The sequence below is a fragment of the Emcibacter nanhaiensis genome (assembly GCF_006385175.1).
Lineage (GTDB): Bacteria > Pseudomonadota > Alphaproteobacteria > Sphingomonadales > Emcibacteraceae > Emcibacter > Emcibacter nanhaiensis.
The window spans coordinates 50,190-68,456 of the sequence record NZ_VFIY01000004.1 but is presented as its reverse complement, the minus strand read 5'-3'; the positions used below and the strand labels follow the sequence as shown (position 1 = coordinate 68,456).

Genomic DNA, 18,267 nt, shown 5'->3' with positions numbered 1-18,267 from the left:
CCCCCCCAGTTCATCTTTTTCCTATTCCTCTATATCTTTGCGCTGGATTTCTTCCACGGTAACGATACCGGTGTTTTTCAGTCGCATGTCATTCAGGTGCTTCAGCATCTTTGCCTGGTCGAGACTCAAGACACCATTATTTTCCGCCTGATTCATAACATAGTCCCCCAATACCAGTCCGCCGGCGCCTCCTGCGATGAACGAATCAAAAAGCGCTGCATGATTGGTGGATACGGCCCCGCCGTAATCCCTGTTGTCGCCGAAAACACTCGCGATCATCCAGTCGTTGATGTTCGCCTTTAACGTATCAGCTTCCTGCAATCTTTCCCAATAGGGCGATTCAATATACTGGTTAATATGTTTTTTCAGATCATGCTGGAAGTCCGAAAAAAAGACTTTGTTTCTCTTGTAAAAACCCGAAACCCTGAACACACCTCCCCGAAAATAGGTGCCGCGGTTGGAGTTTATAAATTCGACCGCATTCTTTTCCAGGTCGCGATAGACCGTTTCACCTGTATAGGCTTTTTTACGGATGCTCGGCGAACCGATATAGCCCTGGTACAAACCATAAATCACAAGAGGTTCGCCTTTGTAATTAGGGGCCAGGATCCGATACTCGATATCATTGAGTGAGAGAGGAATTCCCGCGACATTTAACAGCTTTTTGTCCAGTAGTGAATCATCACCAACAATTGTCCGATTAAGATTTTTTCTGGGATTATTGACGATTTGCTCCAGCACGGTGACGTTGTAAAGATTCAACCAGTAAGCCAGCTGTTCTCTGCGGTTTAATTGGTTCAGGGGAATTTCCCTGGGGAGGCGTTCAAGACTTTTCCTGACTGCGGTAAGATAAGTCCGTCTGTTTTCATCCTTGAACGCATCGAAGTAGAATTTGTTTCCCTCCAGAACAGTAAGCAGATTTCTTTTTGCTTTAAATCTTGTACCGATTGGCGCAACCGACCTGGGCGCCTTTGCGCGCTCATCATTCCCGCTCAACATTACATGGGTTCTCAGCAGAAAAGTGACATCATCATAGGCAACTTCTATCTCTGAGGCCGGGTCATATTCAAAAAAAATATCCGGCAGGGGAAATTCCTCTGGAGCGTCCCCGGAATAAGCCGCCTGCTGCTGCAGAAGGAAAGCCGGCAACATGCAGAGAATAAGTAGACTTTTTTGGAACCTGATCATGTAAACCCCCTTTTTATATTCAGTTATAGTATAACAATATCCGAATACAGAAATGATTACAACTTATCAGATAGGCAAACCCGTCGTATCGCGCAACTTGATAGTCGCTTTGGTGGCTTGGCGTCGATTAGCAGAAGATTGTCAGGCACAAATAAAAAAGCTCCTAACGGAGCCGGAGGGAAATGGCAGAGAGGAAGGGATTCGAACCCTCGATACCTTATCCAGGTATACTCCCTTAGCAGGGGAGCGCTTTCGACCACTCAGCCACCTCTCTGTCAACGCCGTATTTACCCAAGTCGATCAAGGGTGTCAATGTCTTTGTCCTGATTTTTGCTCCTACCGGACCGGAGATAACCTTCACTGTCGGCAACAAAAAACCCTCTCACCCGACCGGGGAGAAGGTTTTTACTCAAAACCGTACATGGAATGCTTTCTTTTAGTGGGTGGACAACCACTCGCGGGCCATTTTCTGGGCCATGGCGATTTCTGCAGCAGTCATATATTCAGCCACTTCGGCGCGATCGATCTGGGCGCTTTTCATGCCGCGGATAGATGCAAGATTGAAATATTTATGAGCTTCCACATTGTTCTGCTCAACACCCTGGCCGATGGAATACAGCAGGCCGAGGTCGTAAAGCGCTTCGGGAGTACCCTCGTCAGCGGCGGAAATTCTTTCCTTTACATAGCTGTGGTTCAGTTGCCCCATTTTGTTCTCCTATAAAACCCTTCTTGTTAAATGGTGTATGCGTTAATCAAAACCGTTTTTCCCGGTCTGTAGGACAAGAATGCCAGCCAAACGTTAAACAATTGGTTAACCCTAAGAAAAACTTTACAACACATTGTTTTTTATAGCTTTATAGGACAAAAAACGGGCCCCGAAGCGGGACCCGTTGCATTTCTTAACAAATAATATTATACCGAATTAACCAATTCGATAGCTACAAAATTACTGCGGCATCGCCTCTTTGGCTTTTTCCATGGCCTCATCAGCCGCCTTTTTAGCGTCTTCTGCAGCGCCTTCCACGGCCTCGCCAGCTTCGTCCATGGCTTCGCCTGCTGCTGCCGCAGCGTCATCAGCCATTTCACCAGCCTTATCCATGGCTTCATCAGCGGCTTCTTTCGCCTGATCGGTCACGGTTGAGCTTTCTTCAACAGCTTTCTCGGCTTCAGCCGGAGCTGAAGAAGAAGACTCGTCTTCACCGCAAGCCGCCAGGCCGAAAGCAGCCACGGCCGCAATCGCTGAAGAAAGGAGTAATTTTCTGATGTCCAACATGTTGTTCGTCCCCTACTAACTATAGTTAAATAAAGATATGAAAGTCATATCCAGTGCAAGACTACAGTATTATAGTTAATAAGGCAATTTTATGATGAAAAAGGCCGGAAACAGAAAATTTCCGACCTTTTTTTCTTTAACTATCGAAATATTCAGCTGTTAAGTTTCTTCCGCAGCAGTTCATTGACCACCTGTGGATTGGCCTTGCCCTGGGTTTTCTTCATCACCTGACCGACAAAGAAGCCGAGCAGCTTGTCCTTGCCGCCGCGGTATTCTTCAACCTTGTCCATGTTGGCCGCCATCACCTCATCGATAAAGGCTTCAATGGCGCCAGTGTCAGACACCTGTTTGAGGCCTTTTTCCTCAACAATCTCAGACGGGCTCTGGTCGCTTTCCAGCATGATCTCGAAGATATCCTTGGCAATACGGCCGGAAATTGTACCGTCCATCTGCAGCCCCAGAAGTTCGGCAGCATGCTCGGCCGAAATCGGGCTATTGGAAATGGAACAACCCAGCTTGTTCAGGGCACCGAACAGCTCGCCGGTCACCCAGTTGGACGTCAGGGTGGCAAACTCATGCTTGTCCTTACCGCTGGCTTTCTCAAGATGGCTCAGCACTTCCTCGAAATAGTCGGCATTTTCTTTCTCTGCCACCAGAACGCCGGCATTATAGGCGCTGATCTTCAGATCCTCGACGAAGCGGTTTTTCTTGATATCCGGAAGTTCCGGCAGGGTTTTGGCGATCTCATCCACAAACTCCTGGGTAAATTCCAGCGGCAGCAGGTCGGGATCCGGGAAATAGCGGTAATCATGCGCTTCTTCTTTGGAGCGCATGGACCGGGTTGTGCCGGTACCCGGATCGAACAGCCGGGTTTCCTGGTCGATGGTGCCGCCGTCTTCCAGGACGGCGATCTGGCGATTGGCCTCATGCTCGACCACCTGCATCACAAACCGGATCGAGTTTACGTTCTTGGTTTCGGTGCGGGTGCCGAACGGCTCGCCAGGACGACGCACCGACACGTTGACGTCGGCGCGCATACTTCCCTGCTCCATATTACCGTCACAGGTGCCGGCATAACGGACGATAGAACGCAGCTTGCGGAAATAGGCCCCGGCTTCCTCGGCAGAGCGCATATCCGGCATGGAGACGATTTCCATCAGCGCCACGCCGGAGCGATTCAGGTCCACATAGGTCATTGTCGGATGCTGGTCATGCATGCTCTTGCCGGCGTCCTGTTCCAGATGCAGGCGCTCGACACCGATGGCCTTGGTTGAACCATCTTCCAGTTCGATCACGATCTCGCCCTCACCGACAATGGGATCTTTGAACTGGCTGATCTGGTAGCCCTGCGGCAGATCGGCATAGAAATAGTTCTTGCGGTCAAAAATTGAACGCAGGTTGATCTTGGACCCCATGGCGAGGCCGGTACGGATCGCCTGGCGGACACATTCCTCGTTAATCACCGGCAGCATGCCGGGCATGGCCGCGTCCACGAAGCTGACCTGGCTGTTGGGTTCGGCGCCGAAGGCTGTCGCGGACCCGGAAAAGAGTTTGGATTCGGAAATTACCTGGGCATGGACCTCCAGACCGATGACAACTTCCCAGTCACCGGTGGCTCCCTGAATTAGCTTGCTCATGATTTGCCTCCCCACCATTTAACAGGTTTCGCCTTAACGTCGGCCGCCCCTTCCAGAACCTCTGCCACCCGGAGCAGAGTTTCCTCGTCAAAGGGCCGTCCCAGAAGCTGCAGGCCGAGGGGCAGTCCCTCGCTGTTCAGTCCGGCCGGCACGGAAATGCCCGGCAGACCGGCCAGGCTCGCCGGCACGGTGAAGACGTCGTTGAGATACATGGACAGCGGATCGGATGTTTTCTCCCCCAAGGCAAAGGCGGCACTCGGCGCTGTCGGCGTCAGGATCACGTCAACCTGCTCATGGGCGTCGCGGAAATCACGGGCAATCAGGCTGCGGACTTTCTGGGCCTTCAGGTAATAGGCGTCATAATAGCCGGCGGACAGCACATAGGTGCCGATCAGGATCCGGCGCTTGACCTCGTCACCGAAACCCTCGGCCCGGGTATTGCTGTACATGTCGGCCAGGTTTTCACCATCCACGCGCAGGCCGTATTTCACGCCGTCGTAGCGGGCCAGGTTGGAAGACGCTTCCGCCGGGGCCACGATATAATAGGTCGGCAGCGCATATTTGGTGTGCGGCAGGGAAATGTCGACGATTTCCGCGCCGGCGTCTTTCAGCCAGGCCATGCCCTGCTGCCAGAGCTTCTCGATCTCTTCCGGCATACCTTCCACGCGGTATTCCTTGGGAATACCAACTTTCAGTCCGCGAATATCCCCGGTCAGCGCCGCTTCATAGTTGGGCACCGCCGACGGCACGGAGGTGCTGTCCTTGGCATCGTGGCCGGCCATGCTTTCCAGCATGATGGCCGCGTCACGCACGGTTTTGGTGATCGGCCCGGCCTGATCCAGGGAAGAAGCAAAGGCAATGATGCCCCAGCGGGAACAGCGTCCGTAGGTGGGTTTCAGACCAACCAGGCTGGTGAAGCTGGCGGGCTGGCGGATGGAACCGCCGGTGTCGGTGCCGGTCGCGGCAATGGCAATATCGGCGGCCACGGCAGCGACAGAGCCGCCGGAAGAACCGCCCGGCACCAGATCATGGCCGTAGCCTTCGGCGCGCCAGGGATTTTTCACCGGTCCGTAATAACTGGTTTCATTGGAAGAGCCCATGGCGAATTCATCCATGTTCAGTTTGCCGAGCATCACGGCGCCGTCATCCCACATTTGCTGGGTGACGGTGCTTTCATAGCGGGGCTCGAAACCATCGAGGATGTGGCTGGCGGAACAGCTGTGCACCCCTTTGGTGCAAAACAGATCCTTGACGCCGACCGGGATCCCGGTCATGCCCTTCTGGTCGCCGGCCTTGATCATGGCGTCGGCCGCATCAGCCATCTCCAGGGCCAGGTCCGGCGTTTCCGCCACATAAGCGTTCAGCTCCCGCGCGGCTTCCACGGCTTCAATATGAGCCGCCGTCACCTCGCGGGCGGTAAAATCACCCTTCTTGAATCCGTCACGGGCTTCAGCGATTGTCAGTTTTGTCAGTTCGCTCATCTCGCCCTCCCTACTCGATCACTTTAGGCACGGCAAAGAAGCCGTGCTGCGCTTCGGGGGCATTGGCCAGGACATCATCCCGATAGCCGCCGTCGGTGATTTTGTCTTCCCGCATGGGCAGGGTGACATCGGCCACGCTGGTCAGGGGTTCCACGCCGTCGGTATCCACCTCTGACAGCATTTCCACCCAGTCCAGAATATTGTTCAGTTCCCCCACCAAAGGCTCCAGCTTTTCTTCAGGCACTTTGATGCGGGCGAGATGGGCGATTTTCGCCACAGTATCCTTATCAACAGACATGTTCTTCCTGACAGGTTGAGATAATTTCCAAAAGCCGGAAACTAGCACCGGGCAGCCGCTTCCGCAAGAGGGCGTTTGGGGAAAATCACACCCTTTTTATCAAGTTTTCCGAAAGTATGCCGGGACGGTAAAGGTCCCCTACTCCACCAACCGCTCCAGCGCATAACCCCGGAAGGGTTTGGTGTGGGCCAGCGCCACCTGGCTCGAAATATTGGCGACCCCTTCCATCTTGCCGATCAGGTCGTCGTTCAGCTTGAGGTAGCTGTTCATGTCAGGACAGACCACGCGAAGGAAATAATCGAAATTGCCGCTTACCGTATAACACTCGACAATCTCCGGGAACTCGGCCATGGCCTCCTCGAACGCCTTGAAGTTCGCATTGGTGTGATCATGCAGACTGACCGTCACCAGCACCGTCACCGTGCGGCAGATCTTGTCCAGGTTTATATTGGCCATATAGCTGTCGATATAGCCGTCCTCTTCCAGCTTGCGCACCCGCTGCAAACAGCTGCTGGGGGACAGGTTTACCTTCTGGGATAGTTCGTGATTGGTAATACGGGCATTTTCCTGAAGAATCGAAAGAATCTTCAGATCAATTCGATCCATAGACTTTTTCCGGGCCACTAATTCTCTCCGTAGAATATGTTTTTAGTTATTAGATATTGTTTTTATAGCATGTTAGAACAATGTATCACATTCTCCAACAAACCCGAAGAATATTCGGCGTTTTGTGAAAAATAGATATTTCATTTTTCCGTTTTCATGCAAAGCTAGCACAAATCAAGCTATTACTATCTATGCTGTTAAATCGGATATGACAAAGAAAATTTCACTTATTGGCGTGCCCAGCGATATTTCCGCCAGTGATCGCGGCGCCACAATGGGACCGGAGGCGCTCAGAGTCGCCGGCATGGCGACCACGCTGGAGAAACTCGGCTATGAGGTGGTTGATACCGGAAACCTCTATGGCCCGAAGACCCCCAACCACCCTCCCGAGGACGGTCTCAGGCATCTGAAGGAAACCGTGATCTGGTGCCAGAACGTCCAGGATGCCGTCTATACGGAACTGATGGAGGGCCATTTCCCCGTCATGATGGGTGGTGATCACGGCATGAGCATCGGCTCCATTGCCGCCGTCTCCCGCTATTGCGCGCAAAAAAATATCCCGCTGTGCGTCCTGTGGATTGACGCCCACGCGGATTTCAATACGCCGGAAACCAGTCCGACCGGTAACATTCATGGCATGCCGGTAGCGGTCATGTCCGGCGTGGGCCCGGTGGAACTGACCGGCCTGTCCTCGGTCACCCCCATGGTCAACCCCAACAACATCTATCAGGTCGGCATCCGGTCCGTCGACCGGGCGGAGAAAAAGCTGGTGACCGACAGCGGCATCAATGTCTTTGACATGCGCCGCATCGACGAGATCGGCATGCGCATGACCATGCACAGCATCATCGAGCAGGTCCGGGATAAAAACGCCCACCTGCATGTAAGTTTTGATGTGGACAGCCTCGACCCTTCCATCGCGCCAGGCGTGGGGACCAAGATCCAGGGCGGCCTGACCTATCGCGAGGCCCAGCTGTGTATGGAAATGGTTTATGACAGCGGCATCATGGGGTCACTGGATATTGCTGAAATCAATCCGGCTCTCGACCATAAAAACATAACTGCAGAACTGGCTGTAGATTTGGCCGCCAGCCTGTTCGGCAATCATATTCTTCCGCCTACCAAAGGAACCCGCTAATGCCCCTGCAACAGGAAATTATTCATAAAACCGACCTGCATAGCGCCCACAACTATCACCCCCTGCCCCTGGTTCTCAGCCGCGGCAAGGGCATCTGGGTATGGGACGTGGACGGCAACAAATACCTGGATTGCCTGAGCGCCTACAGCGCCGTCAACCAGGGCCATTGCCACCCGAAAATCATCAGTGCGCTGACAGAACAGGCGGGAAAGCTGACGCTGACTTCGCGGGCGTTCCATAATGATCAAATGGGCGACTTCCTGGAGAAACTCTGCGCTATGGCGGAAATGGAAATGGCCCTGCCCATGAACACCGGCGCCGAAGCGGTGGAGACTGCGATCAAGGCGGTGCGCAAATGGGGCTATGAAGTCAAAGGCGTGCCCGACAACCAGGCTGAGATCATCTTTTTCGAAGGTAATTTCCACGGCCGCACCGTCACCACCGTCAGCGCGTCGTCCGAAGAGGATTACAAGCATCATTTCGGCCCCTTCACGCCCGGGTTCAGGATCGTGCCTTACGGCGATGCCGCGGCCCTGGAGGCCGCCATTACCGACAATACAGTCGCCATCATCATGGAACCGATCCAGGGTGAAGCCGGCATCAACGTGCCGCCGGAAGGATACCTGGCGGCGACCCGGAAAATCTGCCGCGACAATGATGTGCTGATGGTCATGGATGAAATCCAGACCGGCCTCGGCCGCACTGGCAAGCTGTTCTGCTACCAGCATGAAGATCATGCCAAACCGGACATGCTGATCGTCGGCAAGGCCCTGAGCGGCGGCGCCTATCCGGTCTCGGCGGTGATTTCCTCGCGTGAGATTCTCCGGGTCTTTACGCCAGGCATCCACGGCAGCACCTACGGCGGCAACCCGCTCGGCGCCGCCGTCGGGCTGGCCGCCCTGGAAGTCATAGAAGAAGAAAAACTGGCTGACCGTTCCCGCCTGCTGGGCGACTATCTGATGCGCAAGCTGGAAGCCATCCCCACCAACAAGGTGGCGGACATCCGCGGCAAGGGCCTGTTTATCGGCATCGAACTGCACAAGGAAGTGGGCCTGGCCCGCCCCTATTGCGAAGCGCTGATGGATCGGGGCATTCTGTGCAAGGAAACCCATGACTATGTGATCCGTCTCGCCCCGCCGCTGGTGATCGAAATGGAGCAGATCGACTGGCTGGCCGAACAGATTGCCGAAGTTCTCCAGGACGAAGGCTGATACAGACAGGCTTGTCAAAAGGGCCGTTTCCCCCTAACATTTTTAAAAGTAAGTTGGGGGTGACATGGCTCGTTCCAGAAATAGATTTATTGGTTTCCTGAAATATGCTGCGGCGATCCTCAGCGGGCTGGTTATCGGTCTCTGGATCTTCCTTGAATTACAAACCCCCGACAGGGCCGGCCCCTGGCAGCCGCAGCTGGCCCGCACGGCCTTTGCGGAAATAGAGGACGAGCATATCCATCTGCATAATGTGCGGGATTTCACCTATCATGCCGACCGCTCGCCGGACCGGATACAATATTTTGACCGCAGTTACTATCCTGGCGAGCTGAAACGGATCTGGTACGGAATTTCCCATTTCGGGCCTGTGGGTCTGGCCCATAATTTCCTCAGCTTCGAATTCGAAAACGGGGAATATCTCTCGCTGTCAGTGGAAACCCGCCTGCATCCCGGCGAACATTACGGTGCGTTCCGCGGCATGTTGCGTCAATTCAACAAAATCTATGTCTGGGCGACGGAACAGGATATCATCGGCCAGCGCACCCATGTGCGGGGGGAACATGTCATGCTGTACCCCGTCATGATCGAAGACAAGCGGGTGATGCAGGCCTATTTCCTGAAAGTTATCACCGAGACCAATGAGCTCCACAACAGTCCGGATTTCTACAATACCCTGTTCGACAGCTGCCTGACCAACCTGATCAAGAATACACCGATCAGCGACGAGACCTATTTCATCGACTTCCGGATCCTTCTGCCGGGGCGGGCTGACCGCCTGGCCTACAAGATCGGTCTCATCCCGGACGATATCCCGCTGGAGGACGGTCGCAAACGGGCCGCCGTCCGGCTCAACGGGCTGGAACTGGATGAGACTTATTCGGACAGGATCCGCTGCGGCTGGGCCGGATATAACGAACTCGGCGTCCAGCCTTGTCCGGCAGCAGACTAACGGCTACTTGACCCAGTCGAGACCCATGTTGCGGTAACGCTCCCTGTCTTCGGTCCAGTCCTTGCGGACCTTGACAAAGAGAAACAGATGCACCCGCCGGTCGAGGATTTCCTCAAGTTCCTCCCGGGCCTGCTTGCCGATTTCCTTCAGGATGGCGCCGCCCTTGCCGATCACGATCTTCTTCTGGCTTTCCCGCTCCACGTAAATCACCTGCTCGATGCGCACCGACCCGTCTTTGAGGTTTTTCCACTGTTCGGTCTCGATAGTGGCGCTGTAGGGCAGCTCGTCATGCAGCCGCAGGAAGAATTTCTCCCGGGTGATTTCCGCCGCCAGCATGCGCTCGGTGATGTCGGTCAGCTGGTCTTCCGGGTAAAGCCAGATCCCCTTGGGCAGATATTCCGCGATCTTTGCCTTCAGTTCATCCAGACCGTCCCCCCGGAGGGCGGAAATCAGCAGTGTATCGGTAAACTCGCCGATCTCGTTCATTTCCTGGATCAATGGCAAAAGCGTCTCCCGCTTCATGCCGTCCACCTTGTTCAAGGCCAGGATAACCTTGCGTTTCTTTTCCTTCAGGTCGCCGGCAATGCGGCGGGTATCCTCGTCAATGCCGCGCGAGGCATCCACCAGCAGGACAATGATATCCGCATCATGAGCCCCTTCCCAGGCTGCGGCCACCATGGCCCGCTCCATGCGCTTTTTCGGCTGAAATATCCCGGGTGTATCCAGGAAGATCATCTGGTTCGGACCGTCTATGGCTACGCCAAGAATGCGGGTGCGAGTGGTCTGCACCTTATGGGTGACAATGGCGATCTTGCTGCCCACCAAGGCGTTGAGAAGGGTTGATTTCCCGGCATTGGGCGCCCCGATCAACGCCACATAACCGCAACGCGTATTCTGCTCAGTCGTCATCGGGATCACCTGTTCTCAGTAATTTTCTTCAATGTAATCAAGCATTTTTGCCGCGGCAGCCTGCTCGGCTTCGCGCTTGGAGCCGCCCTGCCCGGTCTGCTCCTCCATTCCGTTGAGACGCACCGCGATGGTGAACAACGGCTCGTGGGCCGGCCCCTCGCGTCCGAGCGTCACATAACTGGGGGTGGAAATGCGCCGGCTCTGGGCCCATTCCTGCAGCCTGGTCTTGGCATCGCGCACCGCCAGGCCATCCTGGTCGATAAAGACCTGCCAGTGGGTCCGGATCAGCTTGCGGCAGACATCCAGGCCACCTTCCATATACATGGCGCCCAGCACCGCCTCGCAGACATCGCCGAGGATGGTCGCCCGTTTTCGTCCGCCGGTATCCTCGGTACTTTTGGCCATCAGGATATAATCGGCGAGATCCATTTTTTCAGCGGCCTCGGCGCAGGTCTCCCGACGCACAAGGTTGGTATGGCGGCTGGCCATGCCACCCTCATCCACATTGGGATATTTTTCATAAATCCATTCGGCAATCAAAAGCCCGAGCACCCGGTCACCGACAAATTCCAGGCGCTGGTAATTCACCGGTCCTTCCAGACTGGGATGGGTCAGTGCCTGGCGCAAAAGGTCCTCATCCCTGAATTCATACCCCAGCGTCTGGTACAGAGCGCTATATTGTCCTTTTTTTGACGTCACCGTTCTCTCATTCTTATTTTGTCGGCGTTTTTTGGTATTACCCTACTTGATTTTCGTGAAGAAACGTTCGCGACGTTCCTTGGGGAACCATTTCCAGAATTCCCAAAGCGCCGCCTGGTCATCGAAGGAAAGTGTCAGAAATTCCGCCCGTCCGATAACATTCTCGCTGGGAATATAGCCGACGCCTTCGGATTTCGGAAAACGGCTGTCCTGGGAATTATCCCGGTTATCGCCGATGCCGAAGTAATGCCCCTCAGGCACCCTGAAAACCGGCGTGTCGTCAGCCCGTGACCCCGGGAAATAGCCCATATCCAGTGTGATATAGCTGCGGCCGCTGGGCAGGGTTTCCCGATATTGCTTGAAAACTTCCTGGCGGCCGTTTTTGATCCTGACATAATCTTCAAGCCGTTCACGCTTGACAGCTTCGCCATTGATATAGAGCACGCTCTTCTTCATCTGGATGCGATCCCCGGGCAGTCCGAGAATACGCTTGATATAATAGGTGCCGGGATCGCGGGGCAGCCTGAACACGGCAACGTCGCCGCGCTCGACCGGGCTTTCGAAAATACGGCCGGAAAAGAGCGGCGGGCTGAACGGCAGCGAATGATGGCTGTAGCCATAGGAAAATTTCGATACCAGCAGATAGTCACCCACCATCAGGTTATTCAGCATGGATTCAGAAGGGATCGTAAAGGGCTGGTAGATAAAACTGCGGAAAATGATGGCAATCAGAACCGCAAGACCAACGGTCGACGCAAATTCAAGCCAGCTTTCTTCCTTTTTAATCTCGACAGTTTTTTTGACCTCGGCAGAAGTCTGCGGCTGGTCTTTTGTATTTTCAGTCATTGATCAAAAAATCTCTCTTTCGCGATACGCTCGTGAAGGAATCAAATACCCAATTGTTCATAGGCTTAGCCCATGCCGCCTCAAATCACAAATGATAAAAATGAAAAGCCGGGCGGATTTTATAAAATCTCCCTGCTTCCGGATTTATCTATCAGCGTAATATGCTGTAATTAAGACAATGGCCTGCGCCCAGGGGTAATCGTCGGTAATCGTCAGGTCGATTTGTGCTGTCAGACCTTCCGGCACCATTGCTTCCAGTATCTCCTTTGCCCGGCCCGCAAGCCGGATGTGCGGTCGCCCCCGGTCGTCATTTTCCACCCAGACATCCTGCCAGCTGACCCCGTCCTGCAGGAAACCGGTCCCCAGCGCCTTGGAAAAGGCTTCCTTGGCGGCAAAGCGCTTGGCATAAACCGACGCCCTGGTCTGTGGCCGGGCCTCCGCCCGTTCTTTTTCCACCTCATGAAAGGTGCGCCGGATAAAACGATCGCCGTATTTGTCCAGCGAGTTCTCTATGCGCCGGATATCCACCAGGTCGTTGCCGAGGCCGAGAACCCGCATCAGCCTTCCCTGTTCCGCCTGCCCCGGTCCATCAGCACCCGCATCCGGCGCAGGCTTTCCGGCAAACCGACAAAAATGGCCTCGCCGACCAGGAAATGGCCGATGTTGAACTCGGCAAACTGGGGAATCCGGGCCACGGCCTCCACCGTGTCGTAATTCAGCCCGTGCCCGGCATGAACCTCCAGGCCCAGTTCTTCACACAGGCTGGCGCCGCGGCGTAACCGATCCAGTTCCCGCTGGTGATCTTCGCCCTCTGCCTCCACATAGGTCCCGGTGTGCAGCTCCACTTTATCAGCCCCCAGTCTGTGTGAGGCGCGGATCTGGCTTTCCTCAGGATCGATAAACAGGCTGACGCTGATGCCGGAAGCCTTGAGCTTTTCCACATAGGGACCGAGATAGTCCTCCGCGCCGGCAACATCCAGTCCGCCTTCGGTGGTCAGCTCCTGACGCTTTTCCGGCACCAGGCAGCTGGACGCCGGCTTGTGACGCAGGGCAATGGCGAGCATTTCCTCGGTTGCGGCCATCTCCAGATTGAGCGGCAGGCTGATTTCCGCCATCAGCCGCTCGATGTCATTGTCAGAGATATGGCGGCGGTCTTCCCTGAGGTGGGCCGTGATGCCGTCAGCGCCGGCCTTGGCCGCCAAAACGGCTGCCCGCACCGGATCCGGATGCTGCCCGCCGCGGGCATTGCGAATGGTGGCGACATGATCAATATTAACCCCCAGACGAATACGGTCCTGCTCTACCATATGGTTTTCCCTTCCTCTCCCAGATCGCTGTGACCGCTTGTGGCGATTTTTCTTTCCAGCGCTTTCATGCGTTTTTCAAAACGCTTGCGTTTATATTCGGATACGAGTTTATAGATGGGCCAATATACAACCCCCCAGGCAATTGCACCAAGCACAATTCCCCCGAGCAGCATGGGCAGGAATACGGAATGAAAATAGGGTGCGATAGGTTCCAGGGCCTTGAGCGGGTCAACGAAGAGGCTGCCGAAGGTCACATGATCGGCCGCTTCCATCATGCCACCCCACATATTGTCTTTCGGCTCCCAGCCCAGAAGCCAGCTGCCGGTCTCGTAGGTTGCCACCCAGATCACGGGAAAGGTCCAGGGATTGCCGACCACGGTCCCCATGGCGGAGGTCAGGATATTCCCCCGGATAATCCAGGCAAAGATCGCCGCCAGAATGAAATGAAGTCCGACAAAGGGGGTAAAGGAGATTGCGGCGCCGCTGGCAAAGCCGGCCGCCAGGGCATAGGAGGTTCCGGGAATGCGCGCCAGCCGGTGATGCATATAGCTGAAGGCCCTCCGCCAGCCCAAAGCGGGCCAGAGCAGATCCTGGATCCTGGTCAGGACGGTCTTCTTCTTGCGGCGCAGAAACAGTGTCTTTCCCTTTCCTGTATCTTCAGAGCCTGATTATTGCTTATTTCAGCCCCCGGCTCCCCGGTTTGACGGCTTCCGTGCCTTCAAGCTCCGGCGGCAATTTGTCCGCTTCATAGGTCGGGATATCCAGACCGACCAGGGACACCAGCGGCACCCCGACATCGGCAGCGCCGTTGCTGCGGTCAATCAGGCAACTGGCAACGGTGACGTTGCCGCCATATTTGCGGATCACCTCAATACATTCGCGGGACGACAGGCCGGTGGTGACGATATCTTCCGCCATCAGAATACGGGCGCCTTCGGGAATTTCAAAACCGCGGCGCAGGGTGAATTCCCCATCAACCCGCTCGGTGAAAATGGCCGGCACCCCCAGCTGGCGGCCCATTTCATAGCCGACAATCACACCGCCCATGGCCGGCGACACCACCATATCGACTTCGCCGACTGTCGCCCGGACTTTGTCCGCCAGGGCGCCGCAGAGTTTTTCCGCCCGCCGGGCGTCCATCAGCACCCGCGCACACTGCAGGTACATGGTGCTGTGCAGCCCGGATGACAGGAGGAAATGTCCTTCCAGCAGAGCGCCGGCCTCCCTGAATAGTTCCAGTACGTCCTCACGATCCATCGAATTCTTCCTTTTATGTGATGCAGTCTAGCTGAAAGCTCGTTCCACGCTGTTGACCCTCTCGCTGGCCCGCAGGGCGGTAATAATGCTGGTCAGATGTTTAACATCTCTGACCTCAATATCAAGCTCAATCCTGAACATATCCGGCGAACGCTCGGCAAACTTGATGTTGCTGAGGTTGCCGTGCTCCCGGGCCACCACATTCAGCACATTGGCCAAGGCGCCGGGCTCATGCTCCAGCAATACTTCGACGCGGCCGACAAAAAAGCCCGCATCCTCGCCCGGCGCCGACCAGGACAGGTCGAGCCAGACCTCGGGGGTCTCCGAATAAACATCCAGGGCATCGCAGTCGATGGTATGCACCATGATCCCTTTGCCGGTCGTGGTAATACCGACGATCCGGTCTCCGGGCAGTGGATGACAACATTCGGACAGGTGCACCGCCAGGCCCGGCGTCAGGCCCTTGATCGGGATGGCGCCGCCTTTCTTGGCGGTATCGGTCGCCTCGGCACGCACAAAAGCGGCGGCACTTTCCCGGCCGTTCAGCTTGATGCCGGGGAAAACCGTTTCCAGGACTTTCCGGTCCAGCAACTCGCCCTTGCCGACCTGCTCGAACAATTCGTCGGTATCGGACATATTCAGGTTTTTGGCGGCAAGCTCCATGGATTTTTTGTTGAAATCCCGGCTTTCATGCTGGAATGCCCGCTCCAGAATACTTTTGCCCAGCTTGACATATTCGTCCCGCTTCTGGTGGCGAATAAAGCGCCGGATCGCCGACTTGGCCTTACCGGTGATGACAAAACTGAGCCAGTTGGGCGACGGCTGCTGGGCGTTGGAGCGCAAAATCTGGACCTGGTCGCCATTGGACAGGCGGGTCCTGAGCTGGACCGGCTTGCCGTTGATTTTGGCACCGACACAGTTGTCGCCGATCCGGGTATGCACCGCATAGGCAAAATCCACCACCGTGGCCCCCATCGGCAGGCTGACCAGTTCCCCTTTCGGGGTAAAACAGAACACCTGGTTCTGGTACATGGCGAGCTTGGTATGTTCCAGGAATTCCTCGGGATCGGAAGAATGTTCCAGGATCTCCAGCAGATCCTGCAGCCAGCGATACTGCGCCCCTTCCTTCTCGGAGGCATGCTGCTTGTAGGACCAGTGGGCGGCCACCCCCTTTTCCGCCACCGCATCCATTTCGGAGGAGCGGATCTGGATTTCGATTTTCTTTTTCTGGGGACCGATCACCGCCGTATGAATGGACTGGTAGCCGTTGGGCTTCGGCATGGAAATATAGTCCTTGATCAGGCCCGGCACCGCCGGCCACTTCTGGTGCACCACGCCAAGCGCCCGGTAACAGGTTTCCGTGTCATCGACAATGATCCGGAACGCCAGGATATCTGCCTGGTCTTCCAGGCTCACGTTGCGGTAGGTCATCTTGCGCCAGATGGAAAAGGGTTTCTTTTCCCGGCCCTTGACTTCCGCCTCGATCCCCGCTTCAGTCAACAGCCATTCCAGTTCGGTGATCACCTGTTCGCGAATGTCTGCGGTATTGGCATGGAGAAAATCCAGCCGGCGGATAATGGACTCATGGGCTTCGGGATAGACATTGGGAAAGGCCAGAGCTTCCAGCTCTTCCTTGATTTCCTGCATGCCGATACGTTCCGCCAAGGGCGCATAGATGTCGAGGGTCTCCTTGGAGATGCGGGCCCTCTTTTCCGGTTTGCTGATAAAATGCAGGGTGCGCATGTTATGCAGGCGGTCAGCCAGCTTGACCAGCAGCACCCGGATATCGTTGGACATGGCCAGCAGGAACTTGCGGAAGTTCTCGGCCTGCTTGGAACTTTCCGAGGAATATTCCAGCTTGGACAGCTTGGTCACCCCGTCCACCAGACGGGCGATTTCCTCGCCGAACAGTTCCTCTATCTGCTCGTAGGTGGCAACCGTATCCTCGATTGTGTCATGCAACAGGGCCGTGACAATGGTATCGCAGTCCAGCTGCATATTGGTCAGGATACCGGCCACTTCCAGCGGATGGGAGAAATAGGGATCACCGCTGGCCCGTTTCTGCTTGCCGTGGGCTTTCATGGAAAAGACATAGGCGCGGTTCAGGAGATTCTCATTGAGCTCCTGATCGTAACTTCTTACCCGTTCTACAAGTTCAAATTGCCTGATCACTGCCTGATCCGTTTAATTTCTTTTCACTATGTCAGATATATGTCGCCACGCTTTAACTTGAAAGGTTAAATGTCAAAAAAAGAGGCCTGCCTATTTTACCGGCAGACCTTCTTTTCCAAATCACTGTTTCAAGGCGTTTATTCTTCTTCGTCGCCTTCCGCCTGCTCTTCAGCAGTTGCCGCCTCTTCCATGACTTCGCTTGCAATCTTTGACAGATTCTCAGGGGTCACATCCTGGTTGGCTTCTTCCAGTTTTTTACCGGCCAGCAGCAGGGAAATATCATCCTCTTCGGGCTCATCCACTTCGACATGTTTCTGCATACCGTGAACGATAGCTTCCTCAAGATCTCCCGGCTTGACGGTTTCGTCAGCGATTTCCCGCAGGGCAACAACCGGGTTTTTGTCATTGTCCCGGTCCACAGTCAGGGGAGCGCCGGATGAAATCTGACGGGCCCGCTGGGCCGCCACAAGAACCAGTTCGAACCGGTTCGGTACTTTATCTACGCAATCTTCAACAGTAACGCGTGCCATGCCGCAATGCTCTCCAATAGAATTTTCCTGAAACGAGGCTTATACAACCGTCACCCGCGGCTGTAAACCCCGCAAACCACTAATTTGCCCATATTTTTCACTATTTTTCAGCGTACAAGCTTTCTGATCCGGCCGGGGTCTTCCAGCTCTGATCGAAGCTCGCGCGCGGTCCGGCCAAATACCGGGTGGCGCCAGTCGGGCGCAATATCCATCAGCGGGTCAAGGACGAAGGCCCGCAGATGCATGCGGGGATGCGGCACCACCGGCTCTGTCGGCGGGTCCATCTTCCCGGCTTCGGCCCAGCTTTCAGGCGACGGCAGCACCAGGTCGTCATAGGCCAGCAGATCCAGGTCAATCAGCCTCGCCTCCCAGCGCCTGTTGCGCACCCGTCCGAGGTCCTGCTCGATGGTATGCAGCAGCTCCAGCAATTCCCCCGCCCCCAGCGCCGTCGTCACCGACGCGACCGCATTCACATACCAGGGCTGGTCGGAAACCGGTACCGGTTCGGTTTCATAAAAAGCGGACAGCCGGTCGAGCTCGACACCATGGGCCTCCAGAATTTCAATGGCGGCGCGGATATTGTTTTCCGGAGCTCCATGTTCCGGGGACGGCAGGTTGCCGCCAAATCCGATCAGGATCATAGCAAAGCCTTTTTATCGACGTAATCGGCGCCTACCATAACGGATCAGACCTGATAACAACACCAAAAAATGTCAGCATGACAAACGGCTAACCATTTGTAATAAAATGAATTTCATGTTATACT

The 18,267-nt window shown here is 55.3% G+C and carries 20 protein-coding genes and 1 tRNA gene; 3 read left to right on the top strand and 18 right to left on the bottom strand.

Translation table 11 applies throughout. The annotated features are described in order from the left end of the window. Positions 1–21: 21 nt before the first annotated feature. The 8 genes from FIV46_RS00705 to FIV46_RS00670 all read right to left on the bottom strand — a co-directional run bounded on the left by FIV46_RS00705 (position 22) and on the right by FIV46_RS00670 (position 6,483). Complete coding sequence (locus FIV46_RS00705) at positions 22–1,188, bottom strand: DUF547 domain-containing protein (protein WP_139937883.1); 1,167 nt, start codon at positions 1,186–1,188, stop codon at positions 22–24. A gap of 183 nt (positions 1,189–1,371) precedes the next feature. Continuing rightward, positions 1,372–1,462, bottom strand: a tRNA-Ser gene (locus FIV46_RS00700). A gap of 162 nt (positions 1,463–1,624) precedes the next feature. Next, entirely contained in the window at positions 1,625–1,894 is a 270-nt protein-coding gene (locus tag FIV46_RS00695) for an SEL1-like repeat protein (protein ID WP_139937882.1), read from the bottom strand. Positions 1,895–2,134: 240 nt separating this feature from the next. After that, a complete protein-coding gene (locus tag FIV46_RS00690; RefSeq protein WP_139937881.1) occupies positions 2,135–2,461 on the bottom strand; it encodes a hypothetical protein in 327 nt (108 codons plus the stop codon). Between the two features lie 152 nt (positions 2,462–2,613). Beyond that, positions 2,614–4,098, bottom strand: coding sequence for an Asp-tRNA(Asn)/Glu-tRNA(Gln) amidotransferase subunit GatB (gene gatB / locus FIV46_RS00685; RefSeq protein WP_139937880.1), 1,485 nt, complete (start codon positions 4,096–4,098; stop codon positions 2,614–2,616). Then, on the bottom strand, positions 4,095–5,579 hold the full coding sequence (gene gatA, locus FIV46_RS00680; RefSeq protein WP_139937879.1) for an Asp-tRNA(Asn)/Glu-tRNA(Gln) amidotransferase subunit GatA: 1,485 nt from the start codon (positions 5,577–5,579) through the stop codon (positions 4,095–4,097). Before gatA ends, gatB begins: the two co-directional genes overlap by 4 nt. 10 nt (positions 5,580–5,589) lie before the next feature. Beyond that, entirely contained in the window at positions 5,590–5,877 is a 288-nt protein-coding gene (gene gatC, locus FIV46_RS00675; protein WP_139937878.1) for an Asp-tRNA(Asn)/Glu-tRNA(Gln) amidotransferase subunit GatC, read from the bottom strand. A 138-nt stretch (positions 5,878–6,015) separates the two neighbouring features. Continuing rightward, positions 6,016–6,483: an Lrp/AsnC family transcriptional regulator gene (locus FIV46_RS00670; protein ID WP_139937877.1), complete on the bottom strand. Its 468-nt coding sequence runs from the start codon at positions 6,481–6,483 to the stop codon at positions 6,016–6,018. A gap of 208 nt (positions 6,484–6,691) precedes the next feature. Between FIV46_RS00670 and rocF the strand changes: the two genes are divergently transcribed. The 3 genes from rocF to FIV46_RS00655 all read left to right on the top strand — a co-directional run bounded on the left by rocF (position 6,692) and on the right by FIV46_RS00655 (position 9,781). Beyond that, on the top strand, positions 6,692–7,621 hold the full coding sequence (rocF, locus tag FIV46_RS00665) for an arginase (protein WP_139937876.1): 930 nt from the start codon (positions 6,692–6,694) through the stop codon (positions 7,619–7,621). Then, complete coding sequence (gene rocD, locus FIV46_RS00660) at positions 7,621–8,832, top strand: ornithine--oxo-acid transaminase (RefSeq protein WP_139937875.1); 1,212 nt, start codon at positions 7,621–7,623, stop codon at positions 8,830–8,832. Before rocF ends, rocD begins: the two co-directional genes overlap by 1 nt. A 64-nt stretch (positions 8,833–8,896) precedes the next feature. Next, entirely contained in the window at positions 8,897–9,781 is an 885-nt protein-coding gene (locus FIV46_RS00655) for a lipoprotein N-acyltransferase Lnb domain-containing protein (protein WP_139937874.1), read from the top strand. 3 nt (positions 9,782–9,784) lie between these two features. Here the strand turns inward: FIV46_RS00655 and era are convergent, their stop codons facing one another. The 10 genes from era to folK all read right to left on the bottom strand — a co-directional run bounded on the left by era (position 9,785) and on the right by folK (position 18,142). Then, complete coding sequence (gene era, locus FIV46_RS00650; RefSeq protein WP_181162994.1) at positions 9,785–10,690, bottom strand: GTPase Era; 906 nt, start codon at positions 10,688–10,690, stop codon at positions 9,785–9,787. Between the two features lie 15 nt (positions 10,691–10,705). Then, the gene (gene rnc, locus FIV46_RS00645) at positions 10,706–11,389 is read right to left on the bottom strand and encodes a ribonuclease III (protein ID WP_219845810.1); all 684 of its coding nucleotides are present in this window, start codon (positions 11,387–11,389) and stop codon (positions 10,706–10,708) included. A 42-nt stretch (positions 11,390–11,431) separates the two neighbouring features. After that, on the bottom strand, positions 11,432–12,235 hold the full coding sequence (lepB, locus tag FIV46_RS00640) for a signal peptidase I (RefSeq protein WP_139937873.1): 804 nt from the start codon (positions 12,233–12,235) through the stop codon (positions 11,432–11,434). Between the two features lie 144 nt (positions 12,236–12,379). Continuing rightward, on the bottom strand, positions 12,380–12,793 hold the full coding sequence (acpS, locus tag FIV46_RS00635; protein WP_139937872.1) for a holo-ACP synthase: 414 nt from the start codon (positions 12,791–12,793) through the stop codon (positions 12,380–12,382). Next, on the bottom strand, positions 12,793–13,542 hold the full coding sequence (locus tag FIV46_RS00630) for a pyridoxine 5'-phosphate synthase (protein ID WP_139937871.1): 750 nt from the start codon (positions 13,540–13,542) through the stop codon (positions 12,793–12,795). The genes acpS and FIV46_RS00630 overlap by 1 nt, the downstream gene beginning before the upstream one ends. Then, positions 13,536–14,114, bottom strand: a complete 579-nt coding sequence (locus FIV46_RS00625) for a DUF2062 domain-containing protein (protein ID WP_139937870.1) — start codon at positions 14,112–14,114, stop codon at positions 13,536–13,538. The genes FIV46_RS00630 and FIV46_RS00625 overlap by 7 nt, the downstream gene beginning before the upstream one ends. Positions 14,115–14,217: 103 nt before the next feature. Next, positions 14,218–14,799 (bottom strand): orotate phosphoribosyltransferase, encoded by a 582-nt coding sequence (gene pyrE, locus FIV46_RS00620; RefSeq protein ID WP_139937869.1) that lies wholly within the window; start codon positions 14,797–14,799, stop codon positions 14,218–14,220. A gap of 27 nt (positions 14,800–14,826) precedes the next feature. Next, on the bottom strand, positions 14,827–16,971 hold the full coding sequence (locus FIV46_RS00615; RefSeq protein ID WP_139937868.1) for a RelA/SpoT family protein: 2,145 nt from the start codon (positions 16,969–16,971) through the stop codon (positions 14,827–14,829). A 137-nt stretch (positions 16,972–17,108) separates the two neighbouring features. Continuing rightward, on the bottom strand, positions 17,109–17,501 hold the full coding sequence (rpoZ, locus tag FIV46_RS18380; protein ID WP_139937867.1) for a DNA-directed RNA polymerase subunit omega: 393 nt from the start codon (positions 17,499–17,501) through the stop codon (positions 17,109–17,111). A 107-nt stretch (positions 17,502–17,608) separates the two neighbouring features. Next, on the bottom strand, positions 17,609–18,142 hold the full coding sequence (folK, locus tag FIV46_RS00605; RefSeq protein ID WP_139937866.1) for a 2-amino-4-hydroxy-6-hydroxymethyldihydropteridine diphosphokinase: 534 nt from the start codon (positions 18,140–18,142) through the stop codon (positions 17,609–17,611). Between the last annotated feature and the right edge of the window lie 125 nt (positions 18,143–18,267).

Coding starts and splice junctions, on each gene's coding strand:
- gatC (WP_139937878.1), bottom strand. CDS start 5,877: ATGTCTGTTGATAAGGATACTGTGGCGAAAATCGCCCATCTCGCCCGC.
- FIV46_RS00690 (WP_139937881.1), bottom strand. CDS start 2,461: ATGTTGGACATCAGAAAATTACTCCTTTCTTCAGCGATTGCGGCCGTG.
- era (WP_181162994.1), bottom strand. CDS start 10,690: ATGACGACTGAGCAGAATACGCGTTGCGGTTATGTGGCGTTGATCGGG.
- FIV46_RS00705 (WP_139937883.1), bottom strand. CDS start 1,188: ATGATCAGGTTCCAAAAAAGTCTACTTATTCTCTGCATGTTGCCGGCT.
- FIV46_RS00655 (WP_139937874.1), top strand. CDS start 8,897: ATGGCTCGTTCCAGAAATAGATTTATTGGTTTCCTGAAATATGCTGCG.
- lepB (WP_139937873.1), bottom strand. CDS start 12,235: ATGACTGAAAATACAAAAGACCAGCCGCAGACTTCTGCCGAGGTCAAA.
- folK (WP_139937866.1), bottom strand. CDS start 18,142: ATGATCCTGATCGGATTTGGCGGCAACCTGCCGTCCCCGGAACATGGA.
- rpoZ (WP_139937867.1), bottom strand. CDS start 17,501: ATGGCACGCGTTACTGTTGAAGATTGCGTAGATAAAGTACCGAACCGG.
- gatA (WP_139937879.1), bottom strand. CDS start 5,579: ATGAGCGAACTGACAAAACTGACAATCGCTGAAGCCCGTGACGGATTC.
- rocD (WP_139937875.1), top strand. CDS start 7,621: ATGCCCCTGCAACAGGAAATTATTCATAAAACCGACCTGCATAGCGCC.
- FIV46_RS00695 (WP_139937882.1), bottom strand. CDS start 1,894: ATGGGGCAACTGAACCACAGCTATGTAAAGGAAAGAATTTCCGCCGCT.
- gatB (WP_139937880.1), bottom strand. CDS start 4,098: ATGAGCAAGCTAATTCAGGGAGCCACCGGTGACTGGGAAGTTGTCATC.
- FIV46_RS00670 (WP_139937877.1), bottom strand. CDS start 6,483: ATGGATCGAATTGATCTGAAGATTCTTTCGATTCTTCAGGAAAATGCC.
- rocF (WP_139937876.1), top strand. CDS start 6,692: ATGACAAAGAAAATTTCACTTATTGGCGTGCCCAGCGATATTTCCGCC.
- pyrE (WP_139937869.1), bottom strand. CDS start 14,799: ATGGATCGTGAGGACGTACTGGAACTATTCAGGGAGGCCGGCGCTCTG.
- FIV46_RS00630 (WP_139937871.1), bottom strand. CDS start 13,542: ATGGTAGAGCAGGACCGTATTCGTCTGGGGGTTAATATTGATCATGTC.
- acpS (WP_139937872.1), bottom strand. CDS start 12,793: ATGCGGGTTCTCGGCCTCGGCAACGACCTGGTGGATATCCGGCGCATA.